Here is a 17,532-nt window from a genome sequence, read left to right on the forward strand (position 1 = left end):
GCGAATGGCGCCCGCGGCCTGGCGGCTTAGACGGCCGAATCGAGGCGGCAGTAGGGCGCTATAGCCCTCCACTTAGCTGGAGGCTAATTGGAGGAAGTGGTGATGTTGATTTGCGTGTTCTTGTCGACCGAGCTGCCGGGGCCGGGGCTGACCGCGGTGACTTTGGCGCTGCCATCCGAGGGGCCGTGGAGGGCGTAGTTGTTCAGCCCCGCTGCGCTGAGCTGGGCCTTGTAGGAGCCGAGCGTGGTGGTGGAGTCGAAGGGGGGCACGGTGGCATTGCCTGGTTCGGTGGTCAAGGTGACCGTATCGGTGTCCTTCTTGATCGCGGAGCCCGCGCCCGGGGTCTGCCCGGTCACGATGGCCGAGTCGTCCGAGGGGCCGTTCACGCTGATTTTGATGCCCGCCAGGATTTGCTTGGCCTCGCCCAGGGTCTTGCCGTTCACGTCTTTGACGGCCATGCCGTCCGAGACGTTGACGGTAACCATCGCTCCTTGGGCTACGGAGGTGTTGGCCGCCGGATCGGTGTAGATGACCGAGTCCTTGGCCACGGTGTCCGAGTGCTGCTTCTGGACCGTGATGTTGAAGTGCTGGAGCATGGCCTTGGCCTCGTCCAGGGTCTTGCCTGACACGTCCGGCACCTTGGTCATGCCCGAGGAGATGTAGATGAGGATTGAGGAGCCCTTGGGCACGGACTGGCCACCGGCCGGATCGGTGCGGGTCACCTGGTTCTTCGGCACGTCCGGCGAATCCTCAATCGAAGCGGAGGGGCTGACTTTGAACCCGGCTTTTTCCAATTTGTCGCGCGCGTCGTCCTGGCTCAGGCCCTTGACGTCCGGGATCTTAGTGGACTGGGGGCCGGAGGAGAACCAGACCGTGACCGTGGAACCCTTCTTGGCCTGGACGCCGCCCTTGGGGTTTTGGTGGGTGAAGGTGCCCGCCGGCTCGGCCGAGTCGGGGTCCTCTTTCTCCTCGTACTTGAAGCCGGCAGCCGTGACCTTTTCCCGGGCCAGGAGCTTGGACATCTGCGCGTTGATTGTGGGTACGGTGGTCTCGTCGCGCTTGTCGCGGTTGAGGAAGCCCCATGCGCCCAGGCCTATCAGCGCCAAGGCCAGGATGGCGGCGATCGAGGAGATGATGATTTTCTTCTTGCGCTTCTTGGCATTGGCGGCCTTGCGGCTCTGGGCCTGGGCCACCGTCTGGGCGGTCGCGCCGGCCAAGGGCTGATTGGCCGGGCCTAAGGGGCTCATGGCCTGGGTGGCTGCGGTCTCGTCGCCGGTCGGGGGCAGGGCCGCCGTGGCGGCCTCCTCCTCGGCGGCCTTGCGTGCCTTCATGTTCGCCAGATCGGCGAGTGGGTTGAAGGCGGCGGCCACGGGGGTGCCGCCGTTCATGAAGGTCATGATGTCGTTCTTGAACCCGGAGGCCGTCGCGTAGCGGTTCCCCCGGTCCTTGGCCATGGCTTTGGCGCAGATTGAATCCCACATCTTGGGCAAGCCGGGCACGATGGCGGAAGGTGGCGTGGCCACCTCGGAGACGTGCTGGTAGGCGATAGCCACCGCGGAGTCACCGTTGAAGGGTGGGCGCCCGGTCAGCATCTCGTAGAGGACGCAGCCGGCCGAGTACAGGTCGGAGCGCATGTCCACGTTCTCGCCCCGGGCCTGTTCCGGGCTCAGGTACTGGGCGGTGCCGACCACGCCCTGGGACTGGGTCATCGTGGCGGCGGAGTCGTCCAGGGCCCGGGCGATGCCGAAGTCCATGACCTTGACGACGCCTTGCTCGGAGATCATGATGTTGCCGGGCTTGATGTCGCGGTGGATGATGCCCATGTGGTGGGAGTATTCCAAGGCGTTCAGGACACCCAGCATCACCTGCTCGGCGTCGCGCTGGCTCAGGGCGCCGTTGGCCTTGATGATGGCGCGCAGGGTCTGGCCCTTGACGTACTCCATCACTAGGTAGGGCACGCGCTCCTGGTTGCCGGCCTCTTCGACCAGGAGCTCCTCGCCCGAGTCGTAAATCGAGACGATGTTGGGGTTGTTCAACTGGGCCACCGAGTGGGCTTCACGCTTGAAACGGGTTAGGAAGATCTCGTCGTTGGTCAAGTCCGAGCGCATGATTTTGACCGCGACTGTGCGGCCCAAGCGGGTGTCGAGCGCGGTGTAGACTTCGGCCATGCCGCCGCGGCCGATAAGCTGGCCAAGCTGGTAGCGCCCGTTCGCCAGGGAGGCTGGTAGTGCGATGCTCATTGGGAATCCCCTCCGTTTGCTGTCTGAGGATCGTCGGTCACAATGCGTGCTCTTTTGTTGAAATTGGTGATGAGGCTGGTCGCAGCCTGGCCGCCGATGTCAGGGTGGTAGACCAAGGTGGGTGCGCCGGCCGTCGGTGTCATGGGCCAGTGGGGTTTGCTGACCACTCGACGGGGTTGGAAGCGCCGCCGCTCCACCGGCTGGGTGTCCGCCAGCTGGCGGTTCAGGAGTCGCTGTTCGATCCTGGACAAGGTCCTGGAGACCGTCAGGGCGTCCTTGGGGCGGTCCTCGGGTTCCTTAGCCAGCATGGACATGACGAATTGGGCCAGTTGGGTGTCCACCGTGTCCGGCAGGGGCGGCACCGGGTCGTTCACATGGGCGGCGGCGATGGCTACGGCCGTGGTGCCGGTGAAGGGCCGGTGGCCGCACAAGCCCTCGTAGGCCACCACTCCCAGCGAGTAAATGTCGGACTTGGGGGTGGCTTTCAATCCCTGCGCCTGCTCGGGTGAGATGTACTGGGCGGTGCCGACCACCATCCCGTCCTGGGTCAGCTGGCCCTGGTTGGTGGAGTAGGAGACACCGAAATCGGTGATTTTGACCTCGCCAGAGTCCGAGACCATGATGTTGGCCGGCTTCACGTCGCGGTGGATCACCCCGTGGCAGTGGGCCACGTACAGGCCGCGCGCCGTCTGGATCAGTATGGGCAGCAACTCGATCGGGTCGACGATGCCTTCGCGCTTGTAGAGGGCGGCAAGGGAGCCGCTGGGCACGTACTCCATGACGATGAAACCGATGCCGTCATGCTCGTAGTAGCCGAAGAGGGCGGCGATGTTCGGATGGGCCAGGTTGGCGGAGTTGTGGGCTTCGGCGCGTAGGCGTTCCAGGCGCACCTGGTCGTTGTCCAAATCCGTGCGCAGGGCCTTGATCGCGACCACGCGCTTGAGCTCTATGTCGTAGCCACGCCAGACTTCGCCCATGCCGCCCTGGGCCAGGCGCGCGTCCAGACGGTAGCGCCCGTGGATCAGTTGCCCTTGAATCAGCTTCATTTCAGGCCCTCCTGCATGACTCGCTTCATGATAGGCCCCGCTGAAGCTGCGCCGTAGGTAGAGGTGGAGTGGACGACGACGGCGACCGCGATTTTCGGCTTTTGCGCGGGGGCGAAGCCGATGGTCCAGCCATCGTTGGAGCTGTTGGCCACGCCGATTTGGGCCGTGCCGGTCTTGGCCGCCACTTGGGCGCCGGGGATTTGCAGGTTCGGCGAGTCCTTGGTCACGACCGCTTCCATCATCGCGGTCAGGGCTTGGGCCGTGTCCGGGGAGAAGGGCTGGGAGTAGATCGCAGGGCTGGTTTCGCTCAGCACGCTCAGATCGGAGGAGCGCACCCGGTCCACTAGCGTGGGCTGCATGAGCTTTCCGCCATTGGCCACCGCCGCGGCGACCATCGCGTTCTGCAAGGGGGTGGTGAGGGTGTTGCCTTGGCCGATTGACGCCTGGGCCAGTTTGTCGGGGCTGGCGTCGGCGGGGAATTTGGAGGCGGTGGCTCGCATGGGCCGACCGGTGGAGTCAGTGCCGTCCAGGGTGATTGTGGAGCCGAAACCGAACTTTTTCGCCTCCTCGTCCAAGGCCTGTCCGCCCAGGGATACGCCCAACTGGGCGAATGCTGTGTTGGAGGAGTAGGCCAGGGCGTCCTGGAGGGTGATTTCGCCTCCGGAGCCGTTGCCTGCCGCCGTAGCGTTGGTCAGGTTGGTGGCGGTGCCGGGCAGGGTGTAGGCGGCGCCCGCCGGAACCCTGGAGTCCGCCTTGTACTTACCGGACTCCAGGGCTGCGGCCGCGACTACCACCTTGAAGGTGGAGCCGGGCGGGTAAAGCTGGGAGCTGGCCCGGTTGAGCATGGGATTGGCGTCTTGGTTGGCCAGGTTGGTGAAGAACTGGGCCGCTTCGGAAGCGTCGTGCACGGCCAGGGTGTTCGGGTCGTAGGAGGGTGTGGAGACCATCGCCAGGACGCGCCCGGTGGAGGGTTCGATCGCCACTACCGAGCCGGACTGGCCGGCCAAGGCCTGATAAGCGGCCTGCTGGATCTTGGGATCTATTGAGGTCTCGATTGAAGCGCCTTTGTTCTGCGCACCGGTGAACAGGGTCTTGATCTTATCCAGCCACAGGCTGTCCGCCTGGCCGCTCAGCAGCTGGTTGCGGGAGCTTTCAATGCCACGGTCCGCGCGGTTGGTGATCGAGTAGTAGCCGGTAATCGGCGCGTAGATGGGGCCGGCGGCGTACTTGCGCTGGTACTGGTAGGAATCGCTGATGGGGTCCGAATGGGCCAGAATCGTGCCGTCCGAGGCCAGGATGGCGCCTCGGGGGGCGCCGTACTCCACATAGAGGGCTCGGGTGTTGCGCGGGTCCTCGTTCAGGGCGTTGGCGCGCACGGCCATGATGGTCGTGGACGACAAGCCCAGGATCACGAACAGGACGATGACGGCGGTGAAGAGCTGGCGTAAAGCCTTATTCATGAGCGGCTTCCTTCCCCGCGCCCGCCCGGGCCTGCATTGGGGCTGGCTGGCGCTCATGTCCGCGCTGGTCCATCTCGTGCTCGCGCAGGACGGCAAGGGCCTCATAGCGGAAGGTGTCCGAGGAAACCTCCGGGGCTGGGCGGTTGGCGGCGTTGGATATGACGATGAGCAGGGTGGCCAGCACGCAGTTGGCGATCATGCTGGAGCCGCCCGCCGCCATATACGGCATTGTCAGACCGGTCAACGGGATGACCAAGGTGATGCCGCCCACCACGGTGAAAACCTGGAAAGCCATCGTGAAGACCAGGCCCGAAGCCAGGAGCTTCCCGAAACCATCCTGGATTTTCATGGCCACGACCATGCCAGCCGCCACGATCACCAAGTAGAGGAGCAGGACCACCAGCAGGCCTGACAGGCCCAGCTCCTCGCCTATGGAGGAGTAGATGAAGTCGGAGTTGGCCAGCGGGGTGATCCAGGGGTGACCCTGCCCCAGACCGGTGCCTAAGAGGCCGCCGGTGGCCAGTCCGAAAACACCGCGCACCAGCTGGCCGGAGCCGCCGAACGCCTTGTTGTACTCAGCGTCGGAGAAGGGGTGGAGCCAGGCATCCACTCGGGCGCCCACGTGGGCGAAGAGGATGGACGCGGCTACAGCTCCGATGATGAAGAAGACCGCGCCGATCGCGATCCAGGACTTGCGGCCGGTGGCCACGTAGAGCATGGAGACGAACATGGCGAAGAACATCAGTGAAGTGCCCAAATCGTGCTGCATGACCAAGACGCCCATGGAGACCGCCCAGACGACGATGATGGGGCCTAAATCCTTGAGGCGGGGCATGCGCATGCCCAGCACCTTGGGACCTGCCACAGCCAGCTGGTCGCGGTGGTCGAAGAGGTAGGCGGCGAAGAAGAAGGCCAGGAAGAGCTTGGCGAATTCTCCCGGCTGCAAGGTGTGGGAGCCTATGCCCACCCAGATGCGCGCGCCGCCGATCTCCCGGCCGAAGTGGGGGATCATGGGGGAGAGGAGGAGAGCGATGCCGACGACCATGCTCACGTAGGAGAACTTGCGCAGGACCCGGTAGTCCTTCAGGGCGATGGCCAGGCCGCCGCACAGAACCAGCGCCGAATCCAGCCAAATCAGCTGGGTGACGCCCACATTCGTTGGCTCGCCGATCTTGGCGTTGCGCATGTCGATTCGGGCGATCATCGTCACGCCCAGGGTGCTCAGGACCGCCAGGCAAGGCAGAATCACCTGGCTGGCGTAGGGCTGAAAGACTTCCAGCACGGCCCACAGGGCTACGAAGAGCAGGCCAGTGAGCGGCAGGAGCACGGCGTACTGGGTGGGGAAGCCGCCGGAAGTGCGTTCGAACATTTGGAAGAAGGCGATGAAACCGATCAGGAGGGCCAGCAGGAGCAGGCTCACGCGTCGCAAGCGGGTAATAAGGGTCATAGGATGCCTCCGCTCCTGGCGGCAGCGGGTTTAATAACGGACCCGCCGGTGGAGGCTGACGCGGCCGGTTTCGTCGGTGAGGCGGGCTTGGCGGAGGCGGACGCCGAGCTTTTCTTCTCGCTCAGCTTGGTTTCCTTGGATGCCCTGCCCTGCTTGAAGGAGCGGGATTCGCGGCGGATCAGGTCGGCGTGCTCGCGGGCTTGGTCATAGTTGGAGACCGTGATGCCCTCCTGGAGCTGCTCACGCCAGGAGGAGGGCAGGTCGCCCAGCTCGATGTCGGTGCGCTCCACCGGGTGCGACAGGGACAGGCCGAATACGTTCGTGGGCACCCCCTGATAGATGGCGACCACGTCGCGGTCCTCGCCCAGGTAATACTGCTGCTGGCTCCAGTAGTAGGCCCCGTAGGCGCCGCCCGAGAGCAAGGCCAGCAAAGCCAGGACCGCCGCGACGATGATCAGGCGGACGCGGCGTTTGCGAACCCGCTGACGCTTGCGGCGTTGGGTGTGCTCCTTGCGGATGGCCTTGGCCACATCCGGGTCGTAGGGGTCGGCCGAAGCCGAGCCGTCCTCCTTGCGCACAATGGGAATCTCGCCGGTGTCAGGCACGTCACGGTCGCCGGATTCCTCGCGGGCGCTGGAAGGTTGGGCCATGCGCTGGGGCTCATCCTGGGGGAGCTGGTCGGGTGCCGGTCCGTGAGCCGGGCCCTTCCCCTGATCCGGCGTAGCGTCGGAAGCGCCATCCTGGGCGGACTGGGTAAGGGCGGCGGCCCTCTGGGCTGGTGAGGACGAAGCGCTTTCGCGCAACTTGGGCGCTGCAGCCACAGGCTCGTGGACGATGTCCGCTAAAGCCTCCAGGTTGGCTGAGGCGGCCCCGCCAATCAAAGGGGTCTGCCGGGGCAGGTCCAGGGCGGAGGCATCCTTGCGCAGGGTGGCATCGCCGATGACTACGGTCACATTGTCGGTGGAACCGGCCTTCAGGGCCATCGTGACCAGGCGTTGGGCGCACTCGCCTTGGTCGGGCACGCTGGACAGGGCTTCGCTGATTGTGGGGTCCTCCAGTACGCCGCACAGGCCGTCGGAGCAGAGCATCCAGCGGTCGCCAGGCTGGGCCTTGCGCATGGAGATGTCGGGGCGGGGGTCGATGTCGAAGTCGCCCAAGACCCGCATGACCACATTGCGCTGGGGGTGGCTCTTGGCTTCGGATTCAGCGATGCGACCGGTGTTGATCAGGTGCTGCACATAGGAGTGGTCCTGGGTTATGCGCAACAAGCGGCCATCGCGCAGGAGGTAGGCGCGCGAGTCGCCGATGTGGGCCAGGACCCAGAAGCCGCCGGCCAGGGCTACTGCGGTGACTGTTGTGCCCATGCCGGACAGGCGGTGCTCCCGCTTGGCCTTGCCGACGATTGCGTCGTGGGCGGCGATGACGGAGGCCTCCATCATCTGCGACAGTCGCTGGGCGTCCTCGCCCTGGTCGTCGTGCTCGATGTGGGCCAGGGAGCGCACTGCGATCGTCGAAGCCGTGTCGCCTCCCGCATGACCTCCCATCCCGTCGCACATGGCGATCAGGCGCTGGCCGGCGAAGGAGGAATCCTGGTTGTCGGAGCGCACGTAACCGATGTCGGAGACGGTGGTGGAGTAAATGAAGAGGCTTTGGCTGTCGTCGATCGATTCGCTCATGGGCCTACCTCAACTCGAAGGTGGTGGCGCCGATGCGCACCGGGGTGCCAGTGGGCAGGATGGTGGGTTCGTTGAGCCGCTGGCCGGCAACGACCGTGCCGTTGGTCGAGCCCAGGTCCTCAATGGCCCACTGGCCGGACACTGGATCCTGGTAGACGCGAGCGTGGTGGGAGGAGACGAATTCGTCATCCAGGACCATGGAGTTGGAGGAGGCGCGTCCCAGTGTGATTGGTTGTGCGTCCAAGGGCAGGGATGAACCCGCCAGAGGGCCGTCTATGACGACCAGCAGGGAGGGTTGGCCGCCAGCGGCATGGGCCCTGCGGCGGCTGAGGGAGGCGGGTTCGGGTGTGGGAGGCGCTGAAATGGCCGCAGGGACCGCCTTCCTGGCGGCGCGCTGGCGCTTGCGCTGGGTGCGAGAAACCTTCGGGCTGAAGGTCTCGATGTCCTTGCGTAAGGACCGGATCGCCAGCCAGAGGAAGACCCAGAGCAGGGCCAAGAAGCCATATTTCAATATGGCGAATGTCAGTTCGGTCAGCATAAGTAGTTCGACCTTACGTCAAGGCCTGGGCTTACTCCTCCGCTTGCTCCTGTGAAGACGCCCAGTAGAGGATGCGAGTGCGGCCGATTGTGATGGTGTTGCCGTCCAGAAGGGTGGCTGCGGGGACTTGGTGGCCCTCCACGTAAGTGCCGTTGGTGGAGCCCAAGTCGCGCGCGATGACGCCCTTGTCGGTGATGTCGATTTGCAAGTGCTTGCGGGAGATGCCCGGGTCGTCGATGACGATGTCGCAGGCCGAGCCGCGACCGATCACCGTGGATGGAGCGGTCAGCAGGTACTGGCGACCGTTGATTTCCAAGACCGGGCAGTCCTTGGAATCGGAGGCTGCCGTGGCTGGCGCCGCGTTGCCCTGCACCGACTCCGAGCTCAGGCGGAAGTCGCCCTTGCTCAGTTCCAGGTCTTCCTCGAAGATTACGACGACTGGGCCCACGAACGCATAGTGTTGGCTCTCCGCGTACTTGGTCAGATTGTCGGCCAGCTCGTTCGCCAAGGCCTCGGAACCCCACTGCTCGATCCGGTCGAAGTCCGGCGTGGAAAGCTGAAAACGGTATTCGTTGGGCGCCACGGTGCGATCGCGGCCTACGGGCATGGCCTGCGCGTCAATCTCGCGTTCCAGGGCGCTCGACAGATCAACAGGCTGCAGATCTTTGGAGCCGAACTTTGAAAAGACGCCGTTGACGGCGCCTTCAACGCTCTTCTCAAAACGATCGAGAACGCTCATAGTCATCCCTTTCTTCGTAACCCCTCTATCCTACGCAAGGGTCTCAAACATGCGCAAAAAGTCACCTAATGCTTGCAATTTCTTCATTCCGCGCCACCCTTGAGCGCCCTTTAAGCCCAAAGGCCAGGCGGGTTTTGGGACGGGTGGGCCATAAGATATCGGCGTAAGGTCGCGAACGCCACAACGGCGGGCGGTCAGCGCGCGGATGGTAGGAGCAGAAGGCATGGCTGAGGAAACGGACGAAGCGGAGCTGTCGGCGAGCCAGGTGGGGGAGCGGATCGCGGGCTTCCCGCAAACCAAGGCGCGCACCCTACGTTTCACGCTGGGCGCCCCCAGGTCGATTCGGATGGCTGGGGATGGGCGACGGGCCTTCTTCCTGCGCTCGGACGGCCCAGAAGACTTTGAGACCAGCCTGTGGATGAGCGTCTTCGACCAGGGTGACGGCCACAGGGAGGTGCTCCTTGCTGACCCCCGCGACCTGCTGGCGGATGCGGCCCAGGAGCAGGTACCAGCCGAGGAGCGGGCGCGAAGGGAACGTTCGCGCGAAGGCGGACGGGGCATCGTGGCTTACAGCGTTGATGCGGCCGGTCATCGATTGGTCTTTACCCTGGGCTCTCGCCTGTGGCTCACCCAACTGGATTCGGATGGGCTGGGAGCCAGCACCCGGTCTCTGACCCTGCCCGCTGAGCTGGGCGAAGGGCATGCCATCCTCAACCCAGAGATTTCCGCTGACGGCACCCGGGTGGCCTACACCACCGGTCGTCAACTGGCTGTGGTGACCATCGGAGCCGACCCCGCCGCCGACGCCGCGCGCGTGGTGCTGGCGCTGGAGGATGGTGCCGGCGAAGAGCAGAAGCTGGGCCTGGCTGAATTCGTGGCCGGCGAGGAGATGGACCGCTACCAGGGATTCTGGTGGTCGCCAGCTTCCGACGCCCTGCTGGTGGAGTCCTACGACGCCAGCCCCGAGCCGGTGTGGTACATCAGCGACCCCGCTGAACCAAGCCACCCAGGCCAGTCCCGCCGCTACGCTCAGGCGCTGACTGCGAACGCGAAAGTGCGCCTGCTGCTGGTGCGCCTGGGCTCGGATGGCTCGGCCTCGTCTCTGGTCCGTGTGGACTGGGACCACAAGGCTTACGAATACCTGGCGGTGGTGCGCTGGCAGGCCAAGCACGAGCCCTTGCTGCTGCTGCAGAACCGTCGGCAGACCCGAGACCAGATCGCGGCTGTGGAGCTCGGCGGCGGCCAGCAGGAGCCTGGCGCCGACTGTGGCACGAAGACCTTTGGATTCGATGACTTGCCCGACTTGCCCTCCCTGCCTACACGGTCCTTGCGTGAGCACGAAAACGACCGGTGGCTGGACCTGGTGCCCGGGCTGCCCGCTTGGACGCCCGATGGGCGCCTGGCAGAAGCCGTAATCGACGAGGGCGCGGACACCATCCGCCTGGCCCTGGACGGTCAGGCCTTCTCGCCGGTCGGCTGCCAGCTGCGAGAGGTGCTGGACTTAGGCGAGAGCGACGCGCTCGCGGTCGTTTCCTCCGACCCCCGCTCCTTCGACCTGGTCCGCTTCGGATACGATGGCAGCCTGAAAGTCCTGAACTCACGGCCGGGCGTGTGGACCGCCTCCAGGGCCGGGCGGGGCATCGTCGTGTCCGGGCGCACCATGCAGGAGCCGGGCGTCAAAGCCTGGCACTCCTTGCTCGCGCCTGGGGCCAGCCTGGACGCCTTGGCCTGCTGCGGCGAAGCTCGGCCCCAGAGCGGGGTTGAGGCCAGCGCCCGCCTGACCAGCCAGGCCGCTGACCCTGGTTTCACTCCCAACGTGGACTTCGTGCGCTTGGGGGCCGACCAGCTCTTCGGGGCGGTGGTGCGGCCCAGCGAATCCAGCCCCTGGGCGGGTGAGGGGAAACTGCCGGTGCTGCTGAAGCCTTACGGCGGTCCAGGTTTCCAACAGGTGGTCTTCAGCCAGTCTTACTACTGGGAGTCCCAGTGGTGGGCGGACCAAGGCTTCATAGTGCTCACCGCGGACGGCCACGGCACCACTGGGCGCGGTCCCGCTTGGGATCGGGCGATTTTTGAGGACATGGCCCAGGTGACCCTGGACGACCAAGTTGCGGCGGTGCAGGCCCTGCCGGACCTGGTGCCGCAGGCTGATTTGAGCCGGGTGGCCATGATTGGCTGGTCGTACGGCGGCTTCCTGTCGGCCCTGTCCGTGCTGCGGGCGCCGGATGTGGTCCACGCGGCCTGCGCGGGTGCGCCCCCTACCGACTGGACCCTGTACGACACCCACTACACTGAGCGCTACTTGGGTTTGGACCGGGAGGTTTACCGGCGCAACTCAATCATCGACGATGCGCCCAAGCTGCGCCGCCCGCTCATGCTGATTCATGGTTTCGCCGACGACAATGTGTCGGTCGCGAACACCCTGCGCCTCTCCCAAGCCCTGATGGCGGCGGGTCGGCCCCACACCGTGCTGCCCCTGACCGGTATCACGCATATGACCAACGATCCTACCGTCGCGCGCAACCTGCTGGTCCTTCAACGGGACTTCCTCTACCAGGCGCTCGGCATTCAACCGCGCGATTGAGCCTGCGCCGCCCCCGCGCCTGGTCTGCGCGTGGCGTCTGGTTTTGACCCCGCTCTTGGCTAGATTGGTGGACGTGACTACAGCAGAGCGAACACCAGCCTTAACGCCGGGCCCCGGCCAGATTGCGGCCCAAGCCCAGGCTGCGGGCGCGCGCCCCTTGCTGCCCCACGGCTGGGCCCTGGCGCTCTCAGCTCTGGTCCTGGGCGCTCTGGCTGGTGTCTCCTCCGGCCTGCTTTCCCTCTTCCTGGATTTGGTGGAGCAGGTGTTCCTTGGTTTCGTCGAGAATTCCGCCCTTCCTGGTCCGTTCGGGGTACCCCCGCTGCGGCGGCTGCTTTCCGTGCTGGTCGCAGGCGCGATTGCGGCCCTGATTTGGTGTCTGTTGCGGAATAAGTGCGCGCGCGTGCCCTCAGTGGCGCAGGCGGTCAAAGGCGCTTGGATGCCGGTGTGGCAGACCGTCGTGCATGTGCTCACTCAGATTCTCCTCGTGGCCGCCGGAGCCTCCATCGGCCGCGAGGTGGCCCCTCGCGAGGCTGGCGCCATGCTCGGCGGCGTCTGGTTCCGCCTGGCCCATCGCCTGGGCCTGCGCCCCAGCGACCGTCGGCTTCTGGTAGCCGCGACTGCTGGCGCGGGATTCGCGGGCATTTACATCTCCCCGCTCACGGGCGCCCTGTTCGGGGTGGAGGTCCTGCTGGGCAGCATGGACCTGACTACGGTGGCGGTTTGCCTGGGCATGTCCTCGGTGGCTACGCTGGTCGGCGGGTCGATTAAGGGTTTCGAAGCGTACTATGCGGTCAGCTCCCAGCCTTTCCCCCTGCGGGTCATGCTGTTCGCGCTGGTGACCGGCCCCCTGGCCGGGTTCGTGGGCGCTGCCTTCCGCCGCATGACCTCCTGGGCTGAGTCGCATCAGACGACCGGGCGGGCCATCCTCTGGCAGCTTCCGGCCGTTGCCGGGCTGACCGGTCTGATCGCCATCCTCCTTCCCGAGGTCATGGGCAATGGGCGGGCCTTGGCCCAGACCGCGATGGGCCTGTCCGCCGAAGCCGCGAGCCCGCAAACAGGCAGCCGGCTCTGGCTGCTCATCGCCACTTTCCTGGCTTTCGGGCTCTGGAAGGCCATTTGCACGGTCCTGACCATTCGCGCCGGCGCTTCCGGTGGCACCCTGACCCCCTCCATCGCGCTCGGCTCGGCCCTAGGAGCCATCCTGGCGCTCATCGCCTCGCCCTTGGCGCCGGTCATTCCCTTCTGGCAAGCCGCGGTCATCGGCGCCGCCGCCACTTTGGCCGCCTCCCAGCAGGCTCCGCTGATGGCGTTGTTCATGCTCTTCGAGGTCTGCCACCTGCCTGCGCCGGCCCTAATGCCCCTGGCCCTGGCGGTGGCCCTATCGACCGCCGTCTCCCGTGGCATCCTCAGCCGCTTCCAGGCCCGCGCATAACCCCCATAATCCCGACCCGGACGCTCAGGCAAGCGCCGTGCGCTGGAAGCCGGTCGGCCTTCATGGGTGTATTTGGGCCTGCGCCGGCCCTCAGCGGCCATGCCTTCTGCGCGTGCCGTCCTACCGGGTCATGTGCGCGTTCTTGGTCCGGCAAACGTGGGAATCGCCCGGTCCAACGCGTGGCTTCTGCCTCTGGCGCTGGGTAGGCTGGTTGGTATGGAGCTTGATTTGATTGATGAGGGGCAATACGAGCAGACCATGCGTCAGACGGTGCTGCCTGCCTTGGAGGCTTGCAAGCGCGAGGGGTGGATGTGCTCGAATGCGCCTGGAGATGATGGGACGGCGCGGTTTGGTCCGGCTGACCTGCCTGGCCGGCGTGCCGTAGTTCCGACTAGCCCGGACCGTCTGCACTATGTGTGCTACGAGGCCGCCCGTTTCGACGAGCTGGGGTTGCCTGGGTCCCAGGGCCTGCGCCGGGGCGCGGTCGTCATCTCCCACGGTTTCACCGAATTCGCTGGCAAGTACAGCGAAATGGCCTGGTACTTCCTGTTGGCTGGTTACACGGTCTGCATCCTGGAGCACTGGGGTCACGGGCTCTCCGGCCGGGGGTTGGACGATCCGAACCTGGTGTGGGTGGACTCATACCGGCGCTATGTGGATGATTTGGCCGTCTTCTGCAAGGAGGTGGCCGTTGACTATGGCGGCGACCTGCCCATATGCCTTTACTCCCATTCGATGGGCGCCGGCGTCGCGGCCTCCCTGTTGGAGCGCTATCCGGCGCTGGTGGACCGTGCCGTGCTCTCCTCGCCGATGATTGCTCCGAGGACCGGCCTGCCGCTAGGCCTGACGAATATGGTCATGAACGCCGCTTGCGGCCTGGGGATGGGCCAGTGCAAGGTGCCCGGCCACCACCGGTTCGACCCCCACTTCGACCCGGGCTCGGTGGGCAATGCCAGCCAGGCGCGCTTGCGTTGGAACCACGGCTTGCGGGCCGCTGACCCCGCTTATCAGACCTCCGCCGCCACCTACGGCTGGGTCCGCCAGGCCATTGCGATGTCACGGGATGTGCTGAAACCGGCCCTGTGTGAGCGGGTGGAGGGTTCGACCCTGGTCTTTCAGGCCAGTCCGGACGCGCTCGTCCCGCCCAAGCCCCAGGAGCGCTTTGTCAACCAGGTCCGCGTCGGCGGATGTCAAATCGACTTGGTCCGCGTCCCCAACGCCACGCATGAGCTTTACACCATGCCCAACCGGGTCCTGTCCCCCTACCTTGAACGCATCCTGACCTTCTTCTCCGAGCCTGACTCCCTGGCTGGAAGCGACGGATAGGGAGGCCGCCGCCAGGCCTGGCCCGGGTTTGTAAGCCGGCCCTACTTGTTGAGCACCTTTTCCGGGTCTGCGTCGAAGGTCTCGACGCAGCCGGGGCTGCAGAAGTAGTAGGTCTTGCCTTGGTAGTCGCGGGTGGCGGCGGCCGTTGTGGGATCGATGCTCATGCCGCAGACCGGGTCGGTGACCTTGGTGTTCTCTGCCATATCGGCACTTCCTTTCGGTTGATTTGCATTCCTTACATTCATGGTCCCACCGTTTGCGGCGGGTGGGCGCCGGACCAGGGCCTTGAGGGCGGGCATGTCGACCGGTTTGGGGTCGCGTACGGGCCGGGCTTGGAGCGGGGTGACGCGCAGGCGGTTGGCGTTCAACACCACCGAAAGCGAGGAGAAGGCCATTGCAGCGCCGGCGATCATCGGGTTCAGCAGGAGGCCGATGAAGGGGTAAAGGACGCCAGCGGCGATTGGAATGCCCAAGCCGTTGTATCCGAAGGCGAACCAGAGGTTTTCATGGATGTCGCGCATGGCCGCGCCGGACAGGTCGATCGCTGTCACCGCGCTCTGGAGGTCGCCCGACACCAGGGTGATGTCGGCGGACTCGATCGCCACGTCGGTGCCGGTGCCGATGGCCATGCCCAGGTCGGCTTGGGCCAGTGCGGGCGCGTCGTTGATGCCGTCGCCGATCATGGCCACGGTGTGCCCCTGCCTTTGGAGGGCCTTGACGATCGTGGCCTTGTCTTCGGGGCGGACTTGGGAGACCACGCGCTCCACGCCCACCTCCCGCCCCACGGCTTGAGCGGTGCCTGCGCCGTCGCCCGTGAGCATGACGGCCGCGATCCGCCTGTCCTTGAAGGCTTGGATGGCCTTGGCGGAGCTGGGCTTGACCTTGTCGGACACGGCTAGAACGCCGGCGAAGCGGCCGTCGACTGCCACGTAGACCGTGGTCTTGCCTTGGGCGGCCCATCGCTGGGCGCTCATCAGTGCAGGGTCGTCCCCGGCGGGCAGGTCGATGCCCCGCTCGTCCAAAAGTGCCTTGCTGCCGACCAGGACCCCGCTCTGGCGGCCTTCACCGCCGTCGTGGACGCTTGACTTGTCCACATCTGCTTCAGCCGATCTTGACTTCGCGGGTTCAGAGGTAGCCGAGCTGGATTGGAGGGAAACCAGCGCGTCCACGCCAGCGCCGGTCAGGGAAGAGAAAGACAAGACTGGCGGCAGTCGCAGCCCCTGCGCCTTCGCCCCGTCCACGATGGCTAGGGCAAGGGGGTGCTCGGAGTCCCCCTCTGCCGAGGCGGCCAAGGCCAACAGCTCCTTTCGGCTCCAGCCGATCGCGGTGGCGGTATCGGTCAGTTGGGGCTTGCCGACAGTGATTGTGCCGGTCTTGTCGAGCACGATCACGTCAACTTTCTGCGCCTTCTGCAGGGCGTCGGCCGACCGGTAGAGCACGCCGGACCGGGCGCCGCGTCCCGTCCCGATCGTCACCGAGAGCGGCGTGGCCAGGCCCAGCGCGCAGGGGCAGGCGATGACCAGCACCGAGACCGCGGCAACGATGCCATTGACTCCTTTGGGCAGGGGCCCAAAGAGCCACCAGACCACGAAGGTCCAGATGGCCACCAGCATCACGCCGGGCACGAAGATCGAGGCGATTTTGTCGGCCAGCTTCTGGATGGGGGCCTTGGAGGATTGGGCTGCCTTGACCAAGCGGATGATCTGTGCCAGCACGGTGTCCTGCCCCACCTGCGTGGCGCGGTAGCGCAGGGAGCCGGTCGAGTTGATCGTCGCGCCGACTACCTGATCGCCCGCCTTTTTGAGCACGGGCATGGGCTCGCCGGTCACCATCGACTCATCCACAGAGGAGGAGCCGGAGATCACGGTGCCGTCCACCGGCAGCTTCTCGCCCGGGTGAACCAACACGATGTCTCCGACAGCCACATCGTCCACGTCGATTTGCTCCACTGTTTCGCCCCCCTGCTCCCCGGTCCGCAGCACCGAGGCGGTTTTGGGCTTCAAGCCCACGAGGGAACGGATGGCGTCGCCGGTGCCCCGCCGGGCCCGGGCTTCGAAGACCTGGCCCAGGAGCATCAGCGTGATGATTGTGCCCACGGCCTCATAGTAGGGGTTGCGGGCGGAAGGCGGCAGGATGCCGGGGGTGAGCGTGACGACCAGGGAGTAGGCGAAGGCGGTCATCGTGCCCAGGGCCACTAGGGAGTTCATCTCCGGGGCGCGGTGGGCCAGGGCCAACCAACCCACCCGTTGGATGGGCCAGCCTGAATAGAACATGACCGGCAGAATCAGGGCCAGCTGGGTCCAGGGGTTCATCAAGAGGGCCGGCATGCGGATGAACATGCCGAACATGGCGGCGGTGAGGACCGGAAGGGTGAAGACCAGGGCCACGACGAAGCGGGCGGTCAGGGAGCGAATCTCCTTGTTGCGCTCGAGGTCTTCGTCCTCCGGGTCCCCTTGGGCCAGGACCTTGCCGTGGGCCGGATGGGCGGGCTCGCTCTTGGGCGTGGTCGTGGCCATGCTATGGGCGGATCGTGTGTCCGCCGGTGAGACCTGGTTCGGTTGCTCTGGCTTCAGCTCGGCGCTCGCCGGGCTCCGCTGGTTCCGGGAATCCTGGGCGTCGCGCTCGCTGGAGTCGCTCTGGCTGGGCAGGGCCCGGAGCATCCCGTGGAGCATGTTCATGCCGCAGGCGAACGGGTAATCGCCGGGCTTGGGCAGGGTCAAATCCAGGCTGGTGGTCTTGAAGGCGGGCAGCATCTGATCGATGCCCAAATCGGGGAAGATCACGTGCGAGGAGCATTCGCCGGACTCCTGCCGGTCGAAGATCAGGCGGACCGGCCGGTTGGCGTCCACCTGGACAAGCTGGGGGGAGTAGCCGCCCTTGACCGCTATGCGAATCGTCTGCACTCCGCCTTCGTTGGAGGCCTGGACCGCCTTTTTGGGCGCGAAGAAGAACCAGATGATGGCGATGGTGACCAGGGCCGCTGCAGCGACGACGATTGCGTTGAGCAAGGCGTGCTCCTTTCCAAGGGAACTATCTCCACCATATAC

Annotated in this window: 11 protein-coding genes; 3 read left to right on the forward strand and 8 right to left on the reverse strand. The window is 65.6% G+C overall.

Annotated features, from left to right (window positions below):
* Positions 1 to 83: 83 nt before the first annotated feature.
* Genes pknB through AB656_RS06040 form a run of 7 tightly spaced genes read right to left on the reverse strand, consistent with a single transcriptional unit; the run spans position 84 to position 9,146 of the window.
* Positions 84 to 2,240 (reverse strand): Stk1 family PASTA domain-containing Ser/Thr kinase, encoded by a 2,157-nt coding sequence (gene pknB / locus AB656_RS06010; RefSeq protein ID WP_033504526.1) that lies wholly within the window; start codon positions 2,238 to 2,240, stop codon positions 84 to 86.
* Positions 2,237 to 3,286 carry a serine/threonine-protein kinase gene (locus AB656_RS06015; protein ID WP_081925013.1) on the reverse strand — a complete coding sequence of 350 codons (1,050 nt, stop codon included), beginning with the start codon at positions 3,284 to 3,286 and terminating at the stop codon, positions 2,237 to 2,239. The genes pknB and AB656_RS06015 overlap by 4 nt, the downstream gene beginning before the upstream one ends.
* Positions 3,283 to 4,746, reverse strand: coding sequence for a peptidoglycan D,D-transpeptidase FtsI family protein (locus AB656_RS06020; protein WP_033504525.1), 1,464 nt, complete (start codon positions 4,744 to 4,746; stop codon positions 3,283 to 3,285). The genes AB656_RS06015 and AB656_RS06020 overlap by 4 nt, the downstream gene beginning before the upstream one ends.
* Positions 4,739 to 6,193: an FtsW/RodA/SpoVE family cell cycle protein gene (locus AB656_RS06025; protein WP_051905509.1), complete on the reverse strand. Its 1,455-nt coding sequence runs from the start codon at positions 6,191 to 6,193 to the stop codon at positions 4,739 to 4,741. The genes AB656_RS06020 and AB656_RS06025 overlap by 8 nt, the downstream gene beginning before the upstream one ends.
* Positions 6,190 to 7,869: a PP2C family protein-serine/threonine phosphatase gene (locus AB656_RS06030; RefSeq protein ID WP_051905510.1), complete on the reverse strand. Its 1,680-nt coding sequence runs from the start codon at positions 7,867 to 7,869 to the stop codon at positions 6,190 to 6,192. The genes AB656_RS06025 and AB656_RS06030 overlap by 4 nt, the downstream gene beginning before the upstream one ends.
* Positions 7,870 to 7,873: 4 nt before the next feature.
* The gene (locus AB656_RS06035) at positions 7,874 to 8,404 is read right to left on the reverse strand and encodes an FHA domain-containing protein FhaB/FipA (protein ID WP_144418995.1); all 531 of its coding nucleotides are present in this window, start codon (positions 8,402 to 8,404) and stop codon (positions 7,874 to 7,876) included.
* Between the two features lie 34 nt (positions 8,405 to 8,438).
* Entirely contained in the window at positions 8,439 to 9,146 is a 708-nt protein-coding gene (locus AB656_RS06040) for an FhaA domain-containing protein (RefSeq protein ID WP_033504523.1), read from the reverse strand.
* Between the two features lie 223 nt (positions 9,147 to 9,369).
* On the opposite strand from AB656_RS06040, the gene AB656_RS06045 reads away from it, so the two are divergent.
* From AB656_RS06045 to AB656_RS06055, 3 genes are all read left to right on the forward strand, one after another.
* The gene (locus AB656_RS06045) at positions 9,370 to 11,727 is read left to right on the forward strand and encodes a S9 family peptidase (RefSeq protein WP_051905511.1); all 2,358 of its coding nucleotides are present in this window, start codon (positions 9,370 to 9,372) and stop codon (positions 11,725 to 11,727) included.
* Positions 11,728 to 11,800: 73 nt separating this feature from the next.
* Positions 11,801 to 13,159 (forward strand): chloride channel protein, encoded by a 1,359-nt coding sequence (locus AB656_RS06050; RefSeq protein WP_236681861.1) that lies wholly within the window; start codon positions 11,801 to 11,803, stop codon positions 13,157 to 13,159.
* 216 nt (positions 13,160 to 13,375) lie between these two features.
* Positions 13,376 to 14,485 carry an alpha/beta fold hydrolase gene (locus tag AB656_RS06055; protein ID WP_033504521.1) on the forward strand — a complete coding sequence of 370 codons (1,110 nt, stop codon included), beginning with the start codon at positions 13,376 to 13,378 and terminating at the stop codon, positions 14,483 to 14,485.
* Positions 14,486 to 14,526: 41 nt separating this feature from the next.
* Here AB656_RS06055 and AB656_RS06060 read toward each other — a convergent pair whose 3' ends face one another.
* Positions 14,527 to 17,493 (reverse strand): heavy metal translocating P-type ATPase, encoded by a 2,967-nt coding sequence (locus tag AB656_RS06060; RefSeq protein ID WP_033504520.1) that lies wholly within the window; start codon positions 17,491 to 17,493, stop codon positions 14,527 to 14,529.
* Positions 17,494 to 17,532: the final 39 nt, after the last annotated feature.

The sequence above is a fragment of the Bifidobacterium actinocoloniiforme DSM 22766 genome, assembly GCF_001263395.1.
Lineage (GTDB): Bacteria > Actinomycetota > Actinomycetes > Actinomycetales > Bifidobacteriaceae > Bombiscardovia > Bombiscardovia actinocoloniiformis.